Annotated in this window: 14 protein-coding genes; 2 read left to right on the top strand and 12 right to left on the bottom strand. The window is 72.7% G+C overall.

Features of this window, described 5'->3' with window-relative positions:
* Positions 1–23: 23 nt before the first annotated feature.
* From ACIBEJ_RS42145 to ACIBEJ_RS42175, 7 genes are all read right to left on the bottom strand, one after another.
* Positions 24–2,243, bottom strand: coding sequence for a prolyl oligopeptidase family serine peptidase (locus tag ACIBEJ_RS42145; protein WP_397188567.1), 2,220 nt, complete (start codon positions 2,241–2,243; stop codon positions 24–26).
* Positions 2,240–3,937, bottom strand: a complete 1,698-nt coding sequence (locus tag ACIBEJ_RS42150) for an ATP-binding cassette domain-containing protein (RefSeq protein ID WP_397188568.1) — start codon at positions 3,935–3,937, stop codon at positions 2,240–2,242. Before ACIBEJ_RS42150 ends, ACIBEJ_RS42145 begins: the two co-directional genes overlap by 4 nt.
* Positions 3,934–5,583 carry an ATP-binding cassette domain-containing protein gene (locus ACIBEJ_RS42155; protein ID WP_397188569.1) on the bottom strand — a complete coding sequence of 550 codons (1,650 nt, stop codon included), beginning with the start codon at positions 5,581–5,583 and terminating at the stop codon, positions 3,934–3,936. Before ACIBEJ_RS42155 ends, ACIBEJ_RS42150 begins: the two co-directional genes overlap by 4 nt.
* A 68-nt stretch (positions 5,584–5,651) precedes the next feature.
* Entirely contained in the window at positions 5,652–5,783 is a 132-nt protein-coding gene (locus ACIBEJ_RS42160; protein WP_397188570.1) for a SapB/AmfS family lanthipeptide, read from the bottom strand.
* A gap of 5 nt (positions 5,784–5,788) precedes the next feature.
* Positions 5,789–8,275: a class III lanthionine synthetase LanKC gene (gene lanKC / locus ACIBEJ_RS42165; RefSeq protein WP_397188571.1), complete on the bottom strand. Its 2,487-nt coding sequence runs from the start codon at positions 8,273–8,275 to the stop codon at positions 5,789–5,791.
* Positions 8,276–8,399: 124 nt separating this feature from the next.
* A complete protein-coding gene (locus ACIBEJ_RS42170) occupies positions 8,400–9,500 on the bottom strand; it encodes a sensor histidine kinase (RefSeq protein WP_397188572.1) in 1,101 nt (366 codons plus the stop codon).
* 148 nt (positions 9,501–9,648) lie between these two features.
* Positions 9,649–10,521: an SDR family oxidoreductase gene (locus tag ACIBEJ_RS42175; RefSeq protein ID WP_397188573.1), complete on the bottom strand. Its 873-nt coding sequence runs from the start codon at positions 10,519–10,521 to the stop codon at positions 9,649–9,651.
* A gap of 193 nt (positions 10,522–10,714) precedes the next feature.
* Here ACIBEJ_RS42175 and ACIBEJ_RS42180 point away from each other — a divergent pair, with 193 nt between their 5' ends.
* Positions 10,715–11,764, top strand: a complete 1,050-nt coding sequence (locus ACIBEJ_RS42180) for a dihydrodipicolinate reductase (RefSeq protein WP_397188574.1) — start codon at positions 10,715–10,717, stop codon at positions 11,762–11,764.
* A 114-nt stretch (positions 11,765–11,878) separates the two neighbouring features.
* Here ACIBEJ_RS42180 and ACIBEJ_RS42185 read toward each other — a convergent pair whose 3' ends face one another.
* Genes ACIBEJ_RS42185 through ACIBEJ_RS42195 form a run of 3 tightly spaced genes read right to left on the bottom strand, consistent with a single transcriptional unit; the run spans position 11,879 to position 14,216 of the window.
* Positions 11,879–12,385: a flavin reductase family protein gene (locus ACIBEJ_RS42185; RefSeq protein ID WP_397188575.1), complete on the bottom strand. Its 507-nt coding sequence runs from the start codon at positions 12,383–12,385 to the stop codon at positions 11,879–11,881.
* Positions 12,382–12,933: an NADPH-dependent FMN reductase gene (locus ACIBEJ_RS42190; RefSeq protein ID WP_397188576.1), complete on the bottom strand. Its 552-nt coding sequence runs from the start codon at positions 12,931–12,933 to the stop codon at positions 12,382–12,384. Before ACIBEJ_RS42190 ends, ACIBEJ_RS42185 begins: the two co-directional genes overlap by 4 nt.
* On the bottom strand, positions 12,930–14,216 hold the full coding sequence (locus ACIBEJ_RS42195; protein WP_397188655.1) for an LLM class flavin-dependent oxidoreductase: 1,287 nt from the start codon (positions 14,214–14,216) through the stop codon (positions 12,930–12,932). The genes ACIBEJ_RS42190 and ACIBEJ_RS42195 overlap by 4 nt, the downstream gene beginning before the upstream one ends.
* A 98-nt stretch (positions 14,217–14,314) precedes the next feature.
* On the opposite strand from ACIBEJ_RS42195, the gene ACIBEJ_RS42200 reads away from it, so the two are divergent.
* Entirely contained in the window at positions 14,315–14,479 is a 165-nt protein-coding gene (locus tag ACIBEJ_RS42200) for a hypothetical protein (protein WP_397188577.1), read from the top strand.
* Between the two features lie 31 nt (positions 14,480–14,510).
* On the opposite strand, the gene ACIBEJ_RS42205 is transcribed toward ACIBEJ_RS42200, so the two are convergent.
* Entirely contained in the window at positions 14,511–15,185 is a 675-nt protein-coding gene (locus ACIBEJ_RS42205; protein ID WP_397188578.1) for an ABC transporter ATP-binding protein, read from the bottom strand.
* Positions 15,186–15,365: 180 nt separating this feature from the next.
* A complete protein-coding gene (locus ACIBEJ_RS42210) occupies positions 15,366–16,430 on the bottom strand; it encodes an MBL fold metallo-hydrolase (protein ID WP_397188579.1) in 1,065 nt (354 codons plus the stop codon).
* Positions 16,431–16,477: the final 47 nt, after the last annotated feature.

Genomic DNA, 16,477 nt, shown 5'->3' on the forward strand with positions numbered 1-16,477 from the left:
CGGCCCCCTGGAGGACCGGATCCCTAGGAGAGCGGATCCGGGGAGGCCGAACCTGAGGGGTGCGGACCTGAGGTAAGCCGATCTGAGCCGTGCTGGTCTGCGGGGTACGGGTCTGAGAGGTGCGGGTCCGAGGACGTCGGGTCTGAGAGGTGCTGGGCCGGGGACCGCGGGTCTGCGGTGTGCGGGTCCGGGGACGGCGGGTCTGCGGGGTGCGGGTCCGGGGACGGCGGGTCTGCGGTGTGCGGGTCCGGGGACGGCGGGTCTGCGGTGTGCGGGTCGGGTGGGAGGGGGAGGCCGGTGTGCTCGGCGAGGAAGGCCAGCGCGTCCGCGGCCAGCGCCACCGAGCGGCTGACGGCTCTCGCGCCGTGGCCGACGTCGCCCTCGTGGCGCAGCAGCAGAGGCCGGCCCCCTGCGTCGGCCCGCTGCATGGCCGCGCACATCTTGCGCGCGTGCGCGGGATCGACGCGGGTGTCCTCGCCGAAGACCGTGAACAGCGTCGCCGGGTAGGCCGTCCCCTCGGCCACCCGGTGGTAGGGGGAGTAGGCCAGCAGCCAGGCCAGTTCCTCCGGGCGGTCGGCGGTGCCGTACTCCTGCTTCCATGACGCGCCGAGGCCGGAACGCTCATAGCGGGCCATGTCGAGGATCGGCGCCGAGCAGACGGCGGCGGCGAACAGTTCCGGGCGCTGGGTGAGCAGCGCGCCGATGAGCAGGCCGCCGTTGGACTCGCCCCAGATGCCGAGCCGGCCGGGGGTGGTCCAGCCGTCGGCGACCAGCTTCTCGGCCGCGGCGGCGAAGTCGTCGAAGACGTTCTGCTTGTGCTCGCGCATACCCGCGCGGTGCCACGCCTCGCCCTCCTCGCCGCCGCCCCTGATCCCGGCCACGGCCAGCACCCCGCCCGCCTCGATCCAGGCGACGGAGTCGGCGGCGTAGCCGGGCGTCAGCGACATCCCAAAACCGCCGTAACCGGTCAGGATCGCCGGGCGCGGCCGGCCATCGCCCGGCTTGGCGACGACGGTCATCCGCACCTCGGTGCCGTCGCGCGAGGTGAACGTCACCTGCCTGCTCACCACCCCGGGCACCGGCAGGCTCGCCTCCCACGCGGTCAGCGAGCCGTCCCGCGCGTCGTAGCGCCACACGCCCGCGGGGGTGACGGCGTCGGTGTAGAGGAACCACGCCTCGTGCCCGCCCTCGGGCCGCGCGGTGAGCGGCCCGACCGTCCCCGCGCCGGGCAGCTTCACCGGTACGGCCGGCCGCCCCGTGTCCAGCTCGTGCACGACGACCTCGGCGACCGCGTGCCGCACCCGCGAGACCAGCAGCCGGTTGCCCTCCAGAATGGTGAACGCGGCCAGCACCGACTCCGGGTCCTCCGGCACCAGGTCCTTCCAGGCGTCGGGCCGCTCCGGGTCGGCCACGCACAGCCGCCGGCGCGGCGCGTCGCGGTCGGTCAGCACGTAGAGCCGCCCGTCCGCGCCGACCGCCGCCACGCTCCTGGCCACCCCGCCCGGCTGCACCCGCCGCCGCTCGCCGGTGGCCAGGTCGGCCAGCCACAGCTCGTTCGGGGTGCTCGGCCCAGGAGCCGCCGACAGCGTGAGCCAGCGCCCGTCCGCGCTGAGCGTCAGCCCGTAGGAGCCGGCACCGGCGGCCGTGAAGACCTCCTCGCCGGGCTCCGCCGAGCCGATCCGGTGCAGGTAGACGCCCGTGCGGGCGCGCACGTAGTAGAACGCCGAGCCGTCGGGCAGCCAGGCGACCGGCGAGTACCGGCAGTCGCCGATCGGGCCGTCCACGTCCACGCCGGTGGCGACGTCCAGGACGCGCAGCTCGGCCCGCTCCTCGCCGCGCCGCGACAACTGGTAGGCCAGCAGGCCGCCGTCCGGACTGGGCTGCCACTCGTCGAGGGTGGTCAGACCGGTGGGGTCCAGGCGCATCGGGTCGAGCAGGACCTCGTCGTCGCGGTAGAGGACGGGGTGTTCCTGGTCGGCCGCGCGGCGCAGCACGAAGCGGTGCTCGCCGCGCCAGACGGGCGGGGTCGCGCTCCCGGTACGGCTCAGCTCCTGCAGCCTGCTCAGCATGCGTTCACGCCACGGGAGGGCGGCGGCGTGCTCGCGCCAGAGGTCGTCCTGGGCGGCGAGCCAGGCGGTGGTGGCGGGGTCGTCCGGGTCCTCCAGCCACCGGTAGGGGTCGGGGATCCGGTGGCCGTGGAGCTCGTCGACGACGGGCAACCGGGACGCGTACGGATATCTCATGAAAGCTGGGCCTCCTCGCGGGTGGTCTCCCAGTGGCCGACCAGGTCGGCGTAGAGCGGCGCCGCCGCGACGAGTTCCTCGTGGGTGCCCGTGCTCGCCCGGGAGCCGTCGAGCAGGAGGACCCGCCCCGCCCTGCGGGCCGAGGTGAGCCGGTGGGCCACGACGATCAGGGTGCCGCCGCGCCGTACGAACGCCTGCTCGGCGCGCGCCTCCGCGGCGGGGTCGAGATGACAGGTGGCCTCGTCGAGAATGACCAGGCGGGCGGCGGCCAGGTGGGCCCTGACCAGGGCGACGAGCTGGCGCTCCCCCGCCGACAGCGTGCCGGGGTCGAGGTCGGCGTCCAGGCCGCCCAGGCGGTCGATCAGCTCGTCGGCGCCCACTTCGCGGGCCGAGGCCAGGATGCGCTCGGCCGGGGCGTCGGACAGGTAGGCCAGGTTCTCGCGCAGCGAGCCGCGGAAGGCGTAGGCCTCCTGGGGGATCAGGACCCGCGCGGCCGGGTCGGCCTGGTGGGCCGGGACTCCGGACACGGTGACGGCGCCGGACTCCGGGCGCAGCAGGCCCGCGGCCAGGGCGGCCAGCGTGGACTTGCCCGCGCCGCTCGGGCCGACGATCGCCAGGTGCTCGCCGTCGTGGACCTCCAGGTCGAGGTCGCGGACGACGGGGTCGGCGTGCTCGCCGTACGAGAAGCTCGCGCCCGAGAACGCGAGCGCGGGACGGCCGGCCACGGCGGGCCGGCGGACCGACGTGGGGTGGGTCGCGGAGGTGGTGGTGTGGAGGATGCGGTCGAGGGAGGCGAACAGGCGCACGCCGCTGACGCCGACGCCCTCCACGAGGCCGCCGAGGGCGGGGGCGAGCGACTGGGTGACGTAGGCGAGCGCGCCCACGATCACTCCGGCGCCGAGCGGTCCGCCCGCCACCCATGACCCGCCGACCAGGATCAGGACGACCGGGGTCCACGCGCCGACGCCCAGGGCGGCGGTGCGCAGGGCGGTCATCCCGGCCAGGCGCCCGGCCGAGCGGGCCTGGGCGGCTACGCGGCGGCCCACGAGGGCGCCGACGCGCTCCTGCGCGCCGCAGGCGGTGACGTCGCGCAGGCCGCCGGTCACCGAGACGAGCGTCTGCGCGGTGCGCTCGTCGGCTTCGAGGTAGGCGCGCTGGCGGCGGTACAGGGCGGGCAGGGAGATCGCGAACAGCGCCGCGCCCAGCACGAACGGCGGCACCACGAGCACGGCCAGCGCCGGATGCAGCGCGACCAGCCCGAGCACCGCGCCCGCCGCGGTGAACGCGAACCCGCGCACGACCGTGACCAGCGCCGCGAAGGCGTCCCTGGCCAGCTCGACCTGAAGGTTGATCCGGGCGACCGCGCCGGCCGGCGCGTCCTGCGGCCCCTCGCACAGCGCCCCGCGCACCGCCAGCGTCAGCAGGTCGTCGCGGAACGGCTCCGCCACGGCGGCCACCGCCAGGATCACCTGCCGGGCCGCGAACGCCGCCACCAGCCAGGCGGTCCCGAGCGCGGCCAGCCAGGCCAGCCCGACGTCCACGCGCCCGGCGGCGAACCCGTCGTCGATGGCGCGGGCGATCGCCAGCCCGATGAGGAAGGCGGGCGCCACCTCCACCACCGACCAGCCCGCGATCCTGGCCAGCGCCCTGGGGCGGGTGCGCAGGGCCGTCCAGACCACGCGGCCGGCGGTCACGACGCGACCTCGAAGACGGCGCGGTAGCCGGGGTCCTTCCACAGGCTCGCGTGGGGGGCGTGGCCGCGTACCCGGCCGTCGTCCAGCCAGATCACCCGGTCGGCGCGGGCGGCGGTGGCGGCGCGGTGGGTGACGACCAGCCGGGTGCGCCCGCCGAGCTCGCCGGTCAGCGCCTCGCCGACCTGCTGCTCGGTGAGGGTGTCGAGGCCGGAGGTGGCGTCGTCCAGGACGAGGAAGCGGCCGCCCTGGGCGAAGGCGCGGGCCAGGCCGACCCGCTGGCGTTCGCCGCCGGACATGGGCGCACGCTCCAGCGGCGTCAGGAACCCCTCGGGCAGCCGTGCCAGGAAGCCGTCGGCCCGCGCGGCCCGTGCCGCCCCTTCCGCGGCGCCGGCCGGCGCCGGGCCGAACTCGATCGCCTCCCGCACGGTCTCCCCCAGCAGCACCGGTCGTTCGAAGGCGTAGGCGACCGCCCGCCGCAGGTCCGCGGGTGCCAGCTCGCGCAGGTTCACCCCGTCCAGCGTCACCGTCCCGTGCTCGGGGTCGGCCAGCCGCCCGGCGAGCGCCGCCAGCGCGGACTTGCCCGATCCGGAACGCCCGACCACGGCCGTGACCGAACCGCCGGGCAGCACCAGGTCGCCGATCTCCAGGCCGTTCGCCGCGACGGCGCGGAACTCCACGGTGCCGTCGCCGGGCGGCAGCGTCGCGGCGCCCGCCCCGGGCTCCGCCTCGTCCAGGACCTCGGCCACGCGGTCGGCCGCCGCGCGGGCCCTGGCCAGCCTGGCCACGAATCCCAGCGCGCCGCTCAGCGCCGCGCCCAGCACGGCGTAGCGGGCGGCGGCGTAGAGGTCGCCGACGGTGATCTGCCGGGCGGCCAGCAGCAGCCCGCCCGCGGCGAGCACGGCCACCTCCAGCACCGGCACCATGATCCCGGCCCGCACCCCGGCGCCCGCGGTGGCCCGCCAGAGGGCCAGGCCGTGCGTGCGCAGCGTGGGCAGCGGCGTCAGGACCCGGCGCGCCTCGCGCTCCTCGGTCCCCGCCGCGGCGATGGTCTTGGCTCCCGCGAGGGCGTCGACCAGGCGGGTGGCGATCTCGCCCTGCGTCTGCTGGTAGGCGGCGGCGATCTCGCCGCTGGCCCGCATGAAGGCGCGCAGCACGAACATGATGACGACCAGCCCCGCGGCCAGCGTGAGCGTGAGCCGGGGGTCGATGAGGGTGAGGGCCACGAGGCCGCCGACGGTCGGCACCAGCAGCGTGATCACGCTGACGGCCGCGTCGGGCGCGCCGCCGAGCTCCTCGGCGTTCAGTCCCGCTCTGGTGACCAGGTCTCCCTGGCCGAAGCGGCGGGTCATGCCCGGCCCGACGCCCAGCACGCGCCGCATGAGCGCGCCGCGCACGCGGGCCGCCGCGGCCGCCCCGCTCACGCCGCGGGTCCAGACCGACAGGCTCTCGCAGGCCATGATGACGGCCACCGCGACGACGGCGGCGACCAGCCACGTGGTGCGGTCCTGGCCGTCGATGGTCCGCCCCACCAGGTACGGCAGGGCCAGCTCCGCCACGGCCCCGGCGGTCGCCGAGAACGCCAGCACGAGGGGCCAGGGGCCGCTGCGCCGTACCGTGTCCCAGACGAGCCGATCACCAGACCGCACGTTTTTCCCCTTACGTCCGGAATCCCGGGGCGTCCTTCGCAGACGCCCCGGGACCCCGATTCACTTCATCAGTGGCACAGAGCGACGCTGAGGTTGCTCGGCTTGCCGGAGTGGCACGAAAGGACAGTGAGCGTGCTGCCGCCGCTGGCGACGTCGCTGCTTGCCGGTGCCTCCAGGCCCTGAAGGTCGAGGAGAGTCATGTTGTCTACACCTCCTTCCTGTGCTCGTCGCGGGCAGGTGACTCCAGGAAGGGGAGGTGGGCCCGCATCTCCGGCACCGCCGTTGCCAGAGCGAGAAGCACACCCGCACTTCCTGTAGCCAGATCCATGGACAGCCGGAGTAGCTGATCACCGGGGAAGGCCAGGCCCCCGCCGTACGGGAGGGCGTGCCAGCGCAGATCGCGCGCCCCCGTCCCGAAGGCGGCGAGGATGCCGGCGCGGCCGGTGAACAGGCCGGACTGTACGAAGAAGCCGGATCGCGCGACCAGCCGCAGCTTGTCCAGCTCGGGAGCGAGCTCGGAGGACGGCCGGTGGCGCAGGTAACGTTCGAGGACCATCGCGATGCCGGCCGACCCCTCGTCGAGGTACGGCAGCAGCCGCCAGCCCTGGTTGACCTGGAGCGAGCCGTCCTCGGCGGTACGGCAGCGCCGCAGGTCCAGCCGGAGCGCGGTCTCGGCCAGATCGAGCAGACCGGGGTCGCCGGTGCGCTCGTAGGCATGGACGAAGAGCAGCGCGGGCCCGGTGAAGCCGTGCATGAGCCCGGCGCGCGGGTTCGTGCCGCCGCTGGTCTCGGGCAGCTCGACGTCGAGGCGGCCGGCGCACAGTTCCACGGCGCGGGCGGCCGGCTCGTCGAGGCCGAGGTGGTAGAGGTTCAGCCCGATGCCGGACAGGCCGGAGAAGAGGGACGCCTCCAGGTCCTCCCACTTCTCGCGCAGCACGATGTCGGCCACGTCGAGCGCGTCCTGACGGTGGCCCAGCAGGTCGAGCACGTGGGCGATGCCGTGCAGCCCGTCGTACAGCCCGAGTCCGGAGCCGGGCGCCGGCTTGGTCGCCCGCTCGCGCAGCCACTCCTCGTGGATCGGCTCGCAGCCGGCCTTGACCAGCGCGTAGAGCACGCCGGCCGCGCCGTGGGCCAGCCCGAGGCCGCCGCCCGGCTTGAACTGCGCCGGGTCGCCGGGGAAGAGCCGGTCGTCGCGCCCGGGGGTGGCGGTCGCGGCGATGCATCTGGCCAGCGCGTCGCGTACCTGCGGCCAGGGGTCCTCGCCGGGCATGGGCGGGGCCGTCCAGGTCGCCTCGCCGGCGATCGTGGCGACGGCCGGGCCGAGGTCGGCGCCGAACGTCTCCCGCACGATCGCGCCCAGGTGGCGGATCTTGCCGTGGTGGAGCGGCTGCATGATCGTGCACTGGGGGGCGAACAACGCCATCCGCAGGCACGCCAGCGCGTACTCGTCGACCTCCACGCCCTGCCGTTCCTGCGGGGCGACGAAGGCGGGGTGGGCCAGGGCGGCGCGGGCGCCGTCCTCGACCAGCGTGGCCACCTCGTAGTCGATCAGCACGATCCGGCCGTCGTCGGTGAGCAGGATGTTGTCCGGGTGCAGGTCGCCGAAGACGACCCCGCGCTCGTGCAGCGAGCGCACCGCCGCGTCCACCTGTTCGAGGGTCTCCAGCGCCCAGCCGGTGTACTCCTCCAGGTCGGCGGCCGTGCAGGTCGCCCTGGTCAGCGGGTAGCGGTGGACCAGCCTGCGCTGCAGCGTCGTGGCCTGCACGAACTCCTGCACGAGGAAGTGGTGCTCGCCCAGCTCGAAGTGGTCGATGAGCGCGGGGGCCGCGTCCAGACCGGCCAGCCGCGCGAGCATGTCGCGCTCGTGCCCGAGCCGTGCCACCGCGTCGCGGCCGGCGGCGTCGAGGCCGGCGTGCGGCCTGGCCTCCTTGAGCACGACGCGCGCGCCGGTCCGCAGGTCCTCGGCGAGGTAGACGCCGCCGCCGTTGGAGAAGTGCAGGACACTCTCCACCCGGTACGGCAGGCCGTCCAGCTTGACCGCGTTCCTGGCGTCCAGGTGGGGCTGCAGGAAGACCGGCAGGCTCGTCCAGGCCGGCACGGCGAACACCGCGTTCCTGACGTCCGGGACCAGGTTCCCCTCGCCGTCCTCGACGGCCAGCACCCGCTCGCCGCTCTCGGACAGGCAGTGCCGCTCGGCGAAGCCGCCGTACCGGACGAACAGGGGGCCCTCGTTGTAGCGCAGGTCGCTCAGGATGTAGGGGCCCTTCACTCCGCGCAGCAGCTCGTCGAGCTCCTTGAGCACGAGTTCGAGCTGCGCCTCGTCACGCGGGTAGATGGTGACGAGCTTGCCGCTGGAGGCGCGGGAGGCGGCCTTGGAGCCGAGCATCACCAGCACCGGCAGGCCGCGCAGAAACTTGAAGGCCACGCCGCGGGGCACGCAGTAGTCCCAGACGGCCGTGAGCGCCCGCTCGGCGTCGTCCACCCGGGCGGAGACGTGGATCTTCCATCCCTGGGCCGGTAACGGCTCGTCGCCGACCGGCGCGTAGTACATCCAGGTTTCGCTCGGGTGGTGGGTCCATCCGTCCGGCACCGGGCGACGGGCGACGGGAAAGAGCGCGTCCGGCGTCTTACGCTCGTCCAGTACGTCATAAAAGACTGGATCCGCCAGACAATACATCTCGTACTGCTCCATCAAGCCCGCCTCCCCGTTGGGAACACCTCTAGAGAATGCGAGCTGAGAGGGCGTTACGTCTAGTTACACGAATCATCAGCAGGTAGGAAGTCCACACAGCCATTTGTGATGATTTCACAGACGTTTAGTTGAGTTTCCCCGGAATATATACTGACATTCTGAATCGGCCGTGGTGCATGGCCCTGGCCTCGAACCATCCGCCGTATTCGACAACCCGTTCCCGCAGGTTACGCAGGCCGTGGCCGGGCGCGTGGCGGGGCTTCTTGGCGCCGTCGTTGAGTATCGACAGCAGCACCATGCCGCCCTCCTCCAGAACCTGGATGGAGCATTCGCGGGCGGTCGTGTGCCGCAGGATGTTGGTCACGCCCTCCCGCAGGACGTAGGTCAGCACCTGGATGGCCGACTGCGGCAGCCCGCCGCACGCGACGTGGACATGGCAGTTCACCCCGGCCGACTCCAGCACCGAGCGCGCCGAGCTCAGCTCGGTCTCCAGGGAGTAGCTGCGGCCCAGGTGCGCCACCGAGCGCACGTCCTCGGTGACCCCGCGCACCAGCTCCAGCGCCTCGTCCAGTTCCTCGCGGCCCCGCGCGCCGCTCTTCTCCAACTGCCGCTGCGCCAGTTCGATGCGCAGGATGAGCAGCGTCAGGCGGTGACCCACGAGGTCGTGCAGGTCGCGGGTGAGCCGGTGCCGCTCGTCCTCGACCGCGCGGCAGACCTGGTCGGTGAGCACGGCCCGCAGCGAGTGCGCCCGGATGGTCAGGCTGAGCACCGCGTACTCGGCGAACCCCAGGATCGGCGCCGCCAGCAGCCACGGCGCGTCGACCACGGTCAGCAGCAGCGGCCCGCAGCTCAGCGCCAGCACCACCAGCACCCACGACCGCTTGCGCTCGGCCACCACCAGCAGCGAGCCGGTCAGCAGCACGGTGACCGGCGACCACCCCGTCCAGGTCATCAGCGGCGCCACCGTCAGCGCGGCCTGCCCGGCCAGCGGCAGCCAGGCCGCCCCGCGCCGGCGCAGCGCCGCCACCACCACCCAGACGTGCAGCCCGACCACGCCGACCAGGCAGCCCATCCACACCGCCAGCCGGTCGGAGCCGGACGGAAGGATCCTGAGCACCCCCAGGACGACCATCCCCACGATCCCCGGCGCCAGGGCGAAAGCGCACAGCACCAGCGGCGACAAGGCGGCGATCCCTAACGAGCGCAGCCGGGACGGAGGCTCCATGGGTACCCTTCGCAAGCAGACGAGTCGTGACCGTAACTGCCGCGAGTATTTCTTCCTCGAATCAGCCTCTTCTAACGGAACATCCTTCGGCCCCGCGCACGCGGAAGGCGGGCCCCCGAAGGGGAGCCCGCCAAGGGATCTTCGCCGGTCAGAGCATGGCCTTCATGGAGTCGCCCGCCGTCAGCACGTACGGCTGCTCGGTCATCACCGCCGCCCAGTTGTCGGCGATGGCCTCGGGCGTGAGGTCGTCGGCCTTCCAGCCGGGGCCCTCGGCCACGAACACCCGCGCCACCCGGCCGCCGCCCACGCTGAACACCTCGCCCGTCGCCTCGCACGTGTCGTGCGCCAGGTAGGCGACCAGCGCGCTGACCCGCTCGGGCGTGAACTTCGCCTCGAACTCGGCCGGCAGCAGCGCCTCGGTCATCCGGGTCCAGGCGATCGGGGCGATGGCGTTGGCCTTGATGCCGTTGCGCGCGCCCTCGATGCCGAGCGTCTTGGTCAGGCCGACCAGCCCCATCTTGGCCGTGGAGTAGTTGGCCTGGCCGAAGTTGCCGAACAGCCCCGCGGGCGAGGAGGTGTTGACGATGCGGCCGTATCCGGCCTCCTTCATGTACGGGTACGCCGCCTGGCTGACCAGGTAGGAGCCGCGTACGTGGACGGCCAGCACGCCGTCGAACTCCTCGACCGTCATCTTCCCGAACGACTTGTCGCGCAGGATGCCCGCGTTGTTGACGACCACGTCCACGCGGCCGAACGTCTCGACCGCCGCGCGCACGATCGCCTGGGCGCCCTCGGGCGTGGCCACGTTGTCGGTGCTGGCGACGGCCTGGCCGCCGTTCTTCTGGATGAGCTCGGCCACGTCGGCGGCGGGACCGGCCGAGGACCCGGTGCCGTCGAGCGCCCCGCCGAGGTCGTTGACCACCACCTTCGCGCCCCGCTCCGCCAGCAGCAGCGCGTGTGACCTGCCCAGACCGTGTCCGGCCCCCGTGACGATCGCGACCCTGTCATCGAACCGAAGCATCGAGCCTCCACCTCGTCGATCTCATCGAAAGAGAACAACATTCTAGTACCGGGACCCTCCCCGGAGTGAAGGCGTCGCGGGCGTGTTTGACGAGCACGATGGGCTGATCGTCGCGGATAGTGATCAGACGGTTCTTTTTCTGCTAGAGTTCTGGGCCCTGCGCCCGCCCTCCAATCCGGCTTGGAGGCTCTCCATGCCCGCACTCCGCGTGGTCCAATGGGCCACCGGCGCCGTCGGCCGCCATGCGCTGAGAAGCGTGATCAGCAGACCGGAGTTGGAGCTGGCGGGTGTGCTCGTCTACGACCCCGGCAAGACGGGCAAGGACGCGGGAGACCTGGTCGCCCTCCCCCGCACCGGCGTGACCTGCACCGACGACGTCGAGAGCATCCTGGCCACCGATGCCGACTGCGTGCTGCACATGCCGCTGCCCGCCTCGTACTTCGGTCCCGACCGCACCGCCGACCTGGAGACGATCTGCGCGCTGCTGGCCTCGGGCAAGAACGTCATCACCACCACCGGCTTCGTCTACCCCAAGTCCTACGGTCCCGGCGTTGTCCGGCGCATCGAGAGCGCCTGCGCCGAGGGCGGCACCACGCTCCACGGCACCGGCGTCAACCCCGGCTTCATGAGCGACTTCCTGCCGCTGGCGCTGAGCGGCCTGTCCTCCCGGGTCGACCACATCTACGTGCGCGAGTCGTCCGACTTCCTCGGCCACCCCTCCCGGCAGATCGTCGTCGACCTGGTCGGCTTCACGCGTCCGGCCAAGGACTACATCGCGACGGTCCGGCCGTTCCGCGCCTACCAGCGCGCGTTGTTCGCCGAGAGCGCCCAGCTCGTCGCCGACGCGCTCGGCGTCGAACTCGACGAAGTGGCGGAGAGCGACGAGTTCGAACTGGCCACGCAGGAGTTCGAGATCGCCGCCGGGCTGGTGAACGAGGGCACGGTCTGCGCGTCCCGCTGGGTCTTCAGCGGTCTGGTACGCGGGCGGCCCTTCATGACCATCGAGGTGGTCTACAAGGCCGACGCCGCCAAGGTGCGCCGCTGGTCCGATCCCGGGTTCTCGATCCACATCGAGGGCGTGCCGCAGATGACGGTGGCGGTGGAGGAGGTCTCCCACGGCCTGGCCGCGGCCGCCTCCCACGCCGTCAACTCCATCCCGGCGGTGGTCTCGGCCGAGCCCGGCATCCGCACCCTCCTCGACCTGCCCCTGCCCACCGCCCGCGGCCTGGCCCGCCTCGCCTGACCCCGGCCGATTCTCCATGCCCGGCTCTCCGTGCCCGGCTCCCCATGCCCCGCTCCCCATGCCCGGCTCCCCATGCCCCGGCCCCCCAGGCGCGGGGCATGAGGTCCTGGCCGGTCAGAGGGGCAGGAAACGGCCGTAGCGGCCGCGGTGGTACAGCAGGGGGCGTCCCGCGCCGGCGGCGCACTCCAGCACCAGCCCGACCACCAGCGTGTGGTCGCCGATGTCCACGGTCGTGTGCGGCTCGCAGATCAGGTGGGCGGCCACGCCGTCCAGCAGCGGCGTCTCGAACGGCCCTGGATGCCAGCGGGTGGGCCCGGCGAAGCGGTCGATGCCGCGCCTGGCGAAGCGGGTGGCCAGGTCGTGCTGGTCGCCGGCCAGGACGTTGACGGCGAAGTGGTCGGCCAGCCGTAGCCAGGGCCAGGTGGTGGAGGAACGGTCGACGTAGAAGGAGACCAGCGGGGGTTCGAGGCTGACCGAGGAGAACGACGTCGCGGTCAGGCCGACCGGGACGCCCTCGGGGCGCGCGGTGACGATCACGACGCCCGCCGCGTGCCGGGCCAGCGCGTCGCGGAAGCCGTCGGCGTCCACGCCGTAGCCGCGGTCGTAGGCGGGGGCCGTCATCGGTACGCCTCCTGTCTCGTGCGGATCTGCGGGCTCACCGGGTCGGCCTGACTTGTGCGGATCTGCGGGCTCACCCGGTCGGCCCAGCGGGCGACGGCGGCCTCGCCGGGCAGCTCGGACTCCAGGAGGGCCAGACCCGGAGTGGGCACGTACGCGCCCAGCTCGACCAGGAGCGGCCGGAAGTGCGTCTCGACCGCCAGCGCGTGGCGGGGATCGCCCATGACCAGGACGGGCAGCGCGGTCCTGCCGGCCAGCGCGTCCGGCGGGAGGCGGTCGGCGAACGCCTTGAGCAGGCCGGTGTAGGTCGCCTTGTAGGTGGGGCTGGCGAAGACGACGACGGAGGCGGAAGCCACGAGTTCGAGCGCGACCTCCAGCGCCGCGTGCGGGGCCGGGTCCAGGATCACCGGGGCCAGCGCCGACAGGTCCACCACCTCCGCCTGGTGCTCTCCGGCGCCCAGCCGGGCGGCGACGGCGTCGGTGGCCGCGATCGCCGCGCCGTACGTCCTGGAACCAGTCCTGGGGTTGCCGACGACCGTCACGATGCTCATGAGACCCCCGCCGGCGAGAGGCCGTAGCGCTCGCGCAGCGTGCCCCCCTCGTACTCGGTGCGGAACAGCCCGCGCACCTGCAGTTCGGGCACGACCAGGTCGACGAAGTCGGACAGTCCGGTGGGCAGGTAGGGCGGCATGATGTTGAAGCCGTCGGCGGCGCCGTTCTGGTACCACTCCTGGAGCTGGTCGGCGATCTGCTCGGGGGTTCCGGCCACCACCCGGTGGCCGCGCCCGCCGGCCAGGCGGCTGATGATGCCGCGCAGCGTGAGCCCCTCCCGGTCGGCCAGGTCGCGCACGAGCTTGATGCGGCTCTGCTGGCCGTCGGGGTTCGGGGGTAGCTCGGGCAGCGGTCCGTCGAGCGGGTGGCCGGTCAGGTCGGAGCCGAGGATGTTGGAGAGCTGGCGCAGGCCGTACGCGGGGGTGATGAGCTCTTCGAGCTCTTTCTCCCGCCGCAGCGCCTCGCGCTCGGTCGAGCCGATGATGGGTGAGATGCCGGGAAGGACCTTCAGGGAGTACGGCGAGCGGCCGTAGTGGGGCAGCCGGCTCTTGAGGTCGGCGTAGAACTCCTGGGCGTCCTCCAGGGTCTGCTGGGCGGTGAAGACGGCCTCCGCGAACCTGGCGGCGAACTCCTTTCCGTCCTCCGACGAGCCCGCCTGCACCAGAAGGGGGCGGCCCTGGGGCGAGCGCTGGACGTTCAGCGGGCCCTGGACCTTGAAGTGCGCCCCCGAATGGTTGATGGGCCCAACACCCGACTTATCCGCATAAATCCCGTTCAGGCGGTCGTTGAGCACCGCGCCCTCGGCCCAACTGCTCCACAGGGCGTCGGCCACCTCCAGGAACTCCTCGGCCCGGTGGTAGCGCACGCTGTGCGCGGGGCGTTCGAGGCCGAAGTTCCTGGCCTCGGCCTCGCCCGCGGAGGTCACGATGTTCCACCCGGCCCTGCCGCCGCTGATGTGGTCCAGCGAGGCGAACTTGCGCGCCACGTGGAACGGCTCGTTGTACGTCGTGGACACGGTCGCGATCAGCCCGATGTGCTCGGTCACTGAGGCCAGCGCCGACAGCAGCGTCAGCGGCTCCAGGCCGCCCAGCGCGTTGTGCCGCACGTCGCCCCAGAGCGCCAGGCCGTCGGCCAGGAAGAGGGAGTCGAGCTTGCCGCGTTCGGCGATCCTGGCCAGTTCCTGGTAGTGGCGCGGGTCGGTGATGCGGCCGGGGTCGGTCAGCGGGTGCCGCCAGGCGGCCTCGTGATGGCCGACGCCCATGAGAAAGGCGTTCAGGTGCATGCTCAAGGGGTCCTCCACGTGGTGCTCACGCCGTCGCCCACCGGCTGCGCCGCCCCGAGCGCGGCGAAGACAGGGACGGCGGGCGCGACGGGGCCGCCATGGCCGGGAAAGTCGGCGTCGAGAGCGTAGGCGTCCAGACCCCCGACGTCGCGACCACCGGCGTTGAGAGATCCGGCATTGAGCGACTCAGCGTTGAGAGTTCCGGCATTGAGTGCGTCGCCGTTGAACGACTCGGCGTTGAGTGGCTCGGCGTCGAGGGATGAGGTGGCGAGGCCGGGGGCGGGTGGTGAGGGTCTAGGCATGGGTGACCGCCCGCTCGTGCGGTTCGCGGAGGGACAGGACACGGCCCGGCGAGGAGGTCAGGATGGCGACCCGCCGGCCCAGGTAGGCGGCCTCGTCCAGGGACCGGGTGGCGAGGACGATGGTCTTGCCGGTCTTCTCCCAGACCGACAGCAGGTTCTCGCGCAACGCGGCGCGGGTCCGGCCGTCGAAGGCGGCGAAGGGCTCGTCCATGAGCAGGACGTCGGGTTCGTAGGCGAGGCTTCTGGCGATGGCCACGCGCAGGCGCGTGCCGGCGGTGAGTTCGTGCGGGTAGCGGCCGTCGAGGGCGCCGAGCCCGACCAGGCCGAGGTAGTGGCGGGCCAGGCCGGCCCGCTCGCCCCTCGGCACGGCCCTGGCCTCCAGCCCGAACTCCACGTTGGCGGGCGCGGTGCGCCAGGGGAACAGCGCGTGCTGCTGGAGCAGGACGCCGTGCTCGAACGCCGGTCCGCTCAGCGGCACGCCGTCGAGGAGAATCTCACCGGTGCTCGGCCTGAGCAGGCCGCTGACCAGGTCGAGCAGGGTCGACTTGCCGCTTGCGCCGGGGCCGGCGATGGTCAGGAACTCGCCCTGCCGTACGCCGAGGGTGATGTCCGACAGGACGGTGAGAGAGCCGAAGTGCTTGGTCACGTGGTTGATCTGGATCTTCATCGAGCGCCCTCCCGAGGCGATCGAGGGTCAGGGAGCGAAAGATCGTGATCACTGACACTGGGCGCTGACGACGCGGCAGAAGTCGACATGCGCGCGCCGGGTCAAATCCGGGCTCATGTCCACGACGCTACGCGGGAGATCGCACGTAGTCAACATTCCCTACTTGATATACATGGAATATCAGGCGGGCATCCAGAGGTCCACGTCACCGGCGATCCGGCGCAGCCGTCCGCGCGACTCCAGCCACACCAGGTGCGCCAGCGTCTCGTTGTTGGCGGAACGGCGCATGAACGGCGGGATCGACTCCCACGGCCGCGACCACGTGAGCCGGGTGGCGACGTCCCAGCAGGAGATCCCCGAGCCCGCGGCGGCGGCCACGGACTCGATCTCGGCCAGCCGTTCCTCGTGGTGGAGCATCACGTGGTCCACCCGCTCGGCCAGTTCCAGGAAGCGGTACTCGTGCGCGGGCAGCACCTCGTCCACGTCCCACTTGCGCACGGCGGCCAGCGAGTCCAGGTAGTCGGCCAGCGGGTTCGGCCCCGACTGCGGGTGCACGGCGACGATGGGTGTGATCTTGGCCAGCACGTGGTCGCCGGAGAACAGGATGCGGCGTTCCGGCGAGACGAAGCACAGGTGGCCGGGCGAGTGCCCGGGGGTCCAGATCGCCCGCAGGTCCCAGCCGGGCAGGCCGAGGGCCTCGCCGTCCTCCACCAGGCGGTCGGGCTTGGCCATGGAGACCATGTGCCTGATCATCATCGATGCCCCCGCCAGCTCGTCGAGCGTCAGCTCGGGCACGCCGGAGCGTACGAGGAGGCGGCGTTCCCGCTCCACCAGCGCGTCGATGGCGCCGTCGTCGTAGCGGTCGTGCAGGAGGGCGGCGTCGGCCGGGTGCAGGGCGATCCAGGCGCCGCCGCTCTCGCGCACGCGGCCGGCCAGGCCGTAGTGGTCGGGGTGGATGTGGGTGACCAGCACGCCCTTGACGTCGGTGATCGAGTAGCCCGCCACCGCCAGGCCGTCGCAGAGCGCCTGGTAGGCCTCGTCGGTGTTCCAGCCGGCGTCGACGATCACCACCCCGCCGGGCAGCTCCAGCGCGTAGACCAGCACGTAACGCAGGGGGTTGATCGGGATCGGCACCGGGATCGACCACAGCCCCGGCCGCACCCGCTCGACCTCCGGCATCGCCACCCTGCTCTGCCAGGCGGCACGCTGTTCCTCGCTGGCGGGGGTCACCACAAACTTAGCCATTCACCCATTGTTACAGAATCATATTCTAATGGCGGCATCGTGCGCTC

The sequence above is a fragment of the Nonomuraea sp. NPDC050790 genome (genome assembly GCF_044456745.1).
Taxonomy (GTDB): Bacteria; Actinomycetota; Actinomycetes; order Streptosporangiales; family Streptosporangiaceae; genus Nonomuraea.

What these genes read in the sequence shown, in the direction of transcription:
- ACIBEJ_RS42180 (WP_397188574.1), top strand. Translation starts at nt 10,715, where the DNA reads ATGCCCGCACTCCGCGTGGTCCAATGGGCCACCGGCGCCGTCGGCCGC.
- ACIBEJ_RS42185 (WP_397188575.1), bottom strand. Translation starts at nt 12,385, where the DNA reads ATGACGGCCCCCGCCTACGACCGCGGCTACGGCGTGGACGCCGACGGC.
- ACIBEJ_RS42190 (WP_397188576.1), bottom strand. Translation starts at nt 12,933, where the DNA reads ATGAGCATCGTGACGGTCGTCGGCAACCCCAGGACTGGTTCCAGGACG.
- ACIBEJ_RS42170 (WP_397188572.1), bottom strand. Translation starts at nt 9,500, where the DNA reads ATGGAGCCTCCGTCCCGGCTGCGCTCGTTAGGGATCGCCGCCTTGTCG.
- ACIBEJ_RS42145 (WP_397188567.1), bottom strand. Translation starts at nt 2,243, where the DNA reads ATGAGATATCCGTACGCGTCCCGGTTGCCCGTCGTCGACGAGCTCCAC.
- lanKC (WP_397188571.1), bottom strand. Translation starts at nt 8,275, where the DNA reads ATGGAGCAGTACGAGATGTATTGTCTGGCGGATCCAGTCTTTTATGAC.
- ACIBEJ_RS42195 (WP_397188655.1), bottom strand. Translation starts at nt 14,216, where the DNA reads ATGCACCTGAACGCCTTTCTCATGGGCGTCGGCCATCACGAGGCCGCC.
- ACIBEJ_RS42200 (WP_397188577.1), top strand. Translation starts at nt 14,315, where the DNA reads ATGGCCGGGAAAGTCGGCGTCGAGAGCGTAGGCGTCCAGACCCCCGAC.
- ACIBEJ_RS42210 (WP_397188579.1), bottom strand. Translation starts at nt 16,430, where the DNA reads ATGGCTAAGTTTGTGGTGACCCCCGCCAGCGAGGAACAGCGTGCCGCC.
- ACIBEJ_RS42205 (WP_397188578.1), bottom strand. Translation starts at nt 15,185, where the DNA reads ATGAAGATCCAGATCAACCACGTGACCAAGCACTTCGGCTCTCTCACC.
- ACIBEJ_RS42160 (WP_397188570.1), bottom strand. Translation starts at nt 5,783, where the DNA reads ATGACTCTCCTCGACCTTCAGGGCCTGGAGGCACCGGCAAGCAGCGAC.
- ACIBEJ_RS42175 (WP_397188573.1), bottom strand. Translation starts at nt 10,521, where the DNA reads ATGCTTCGGTTCGATGACAGGGTCGCGATCGTCACGGGGGCCGGACAC.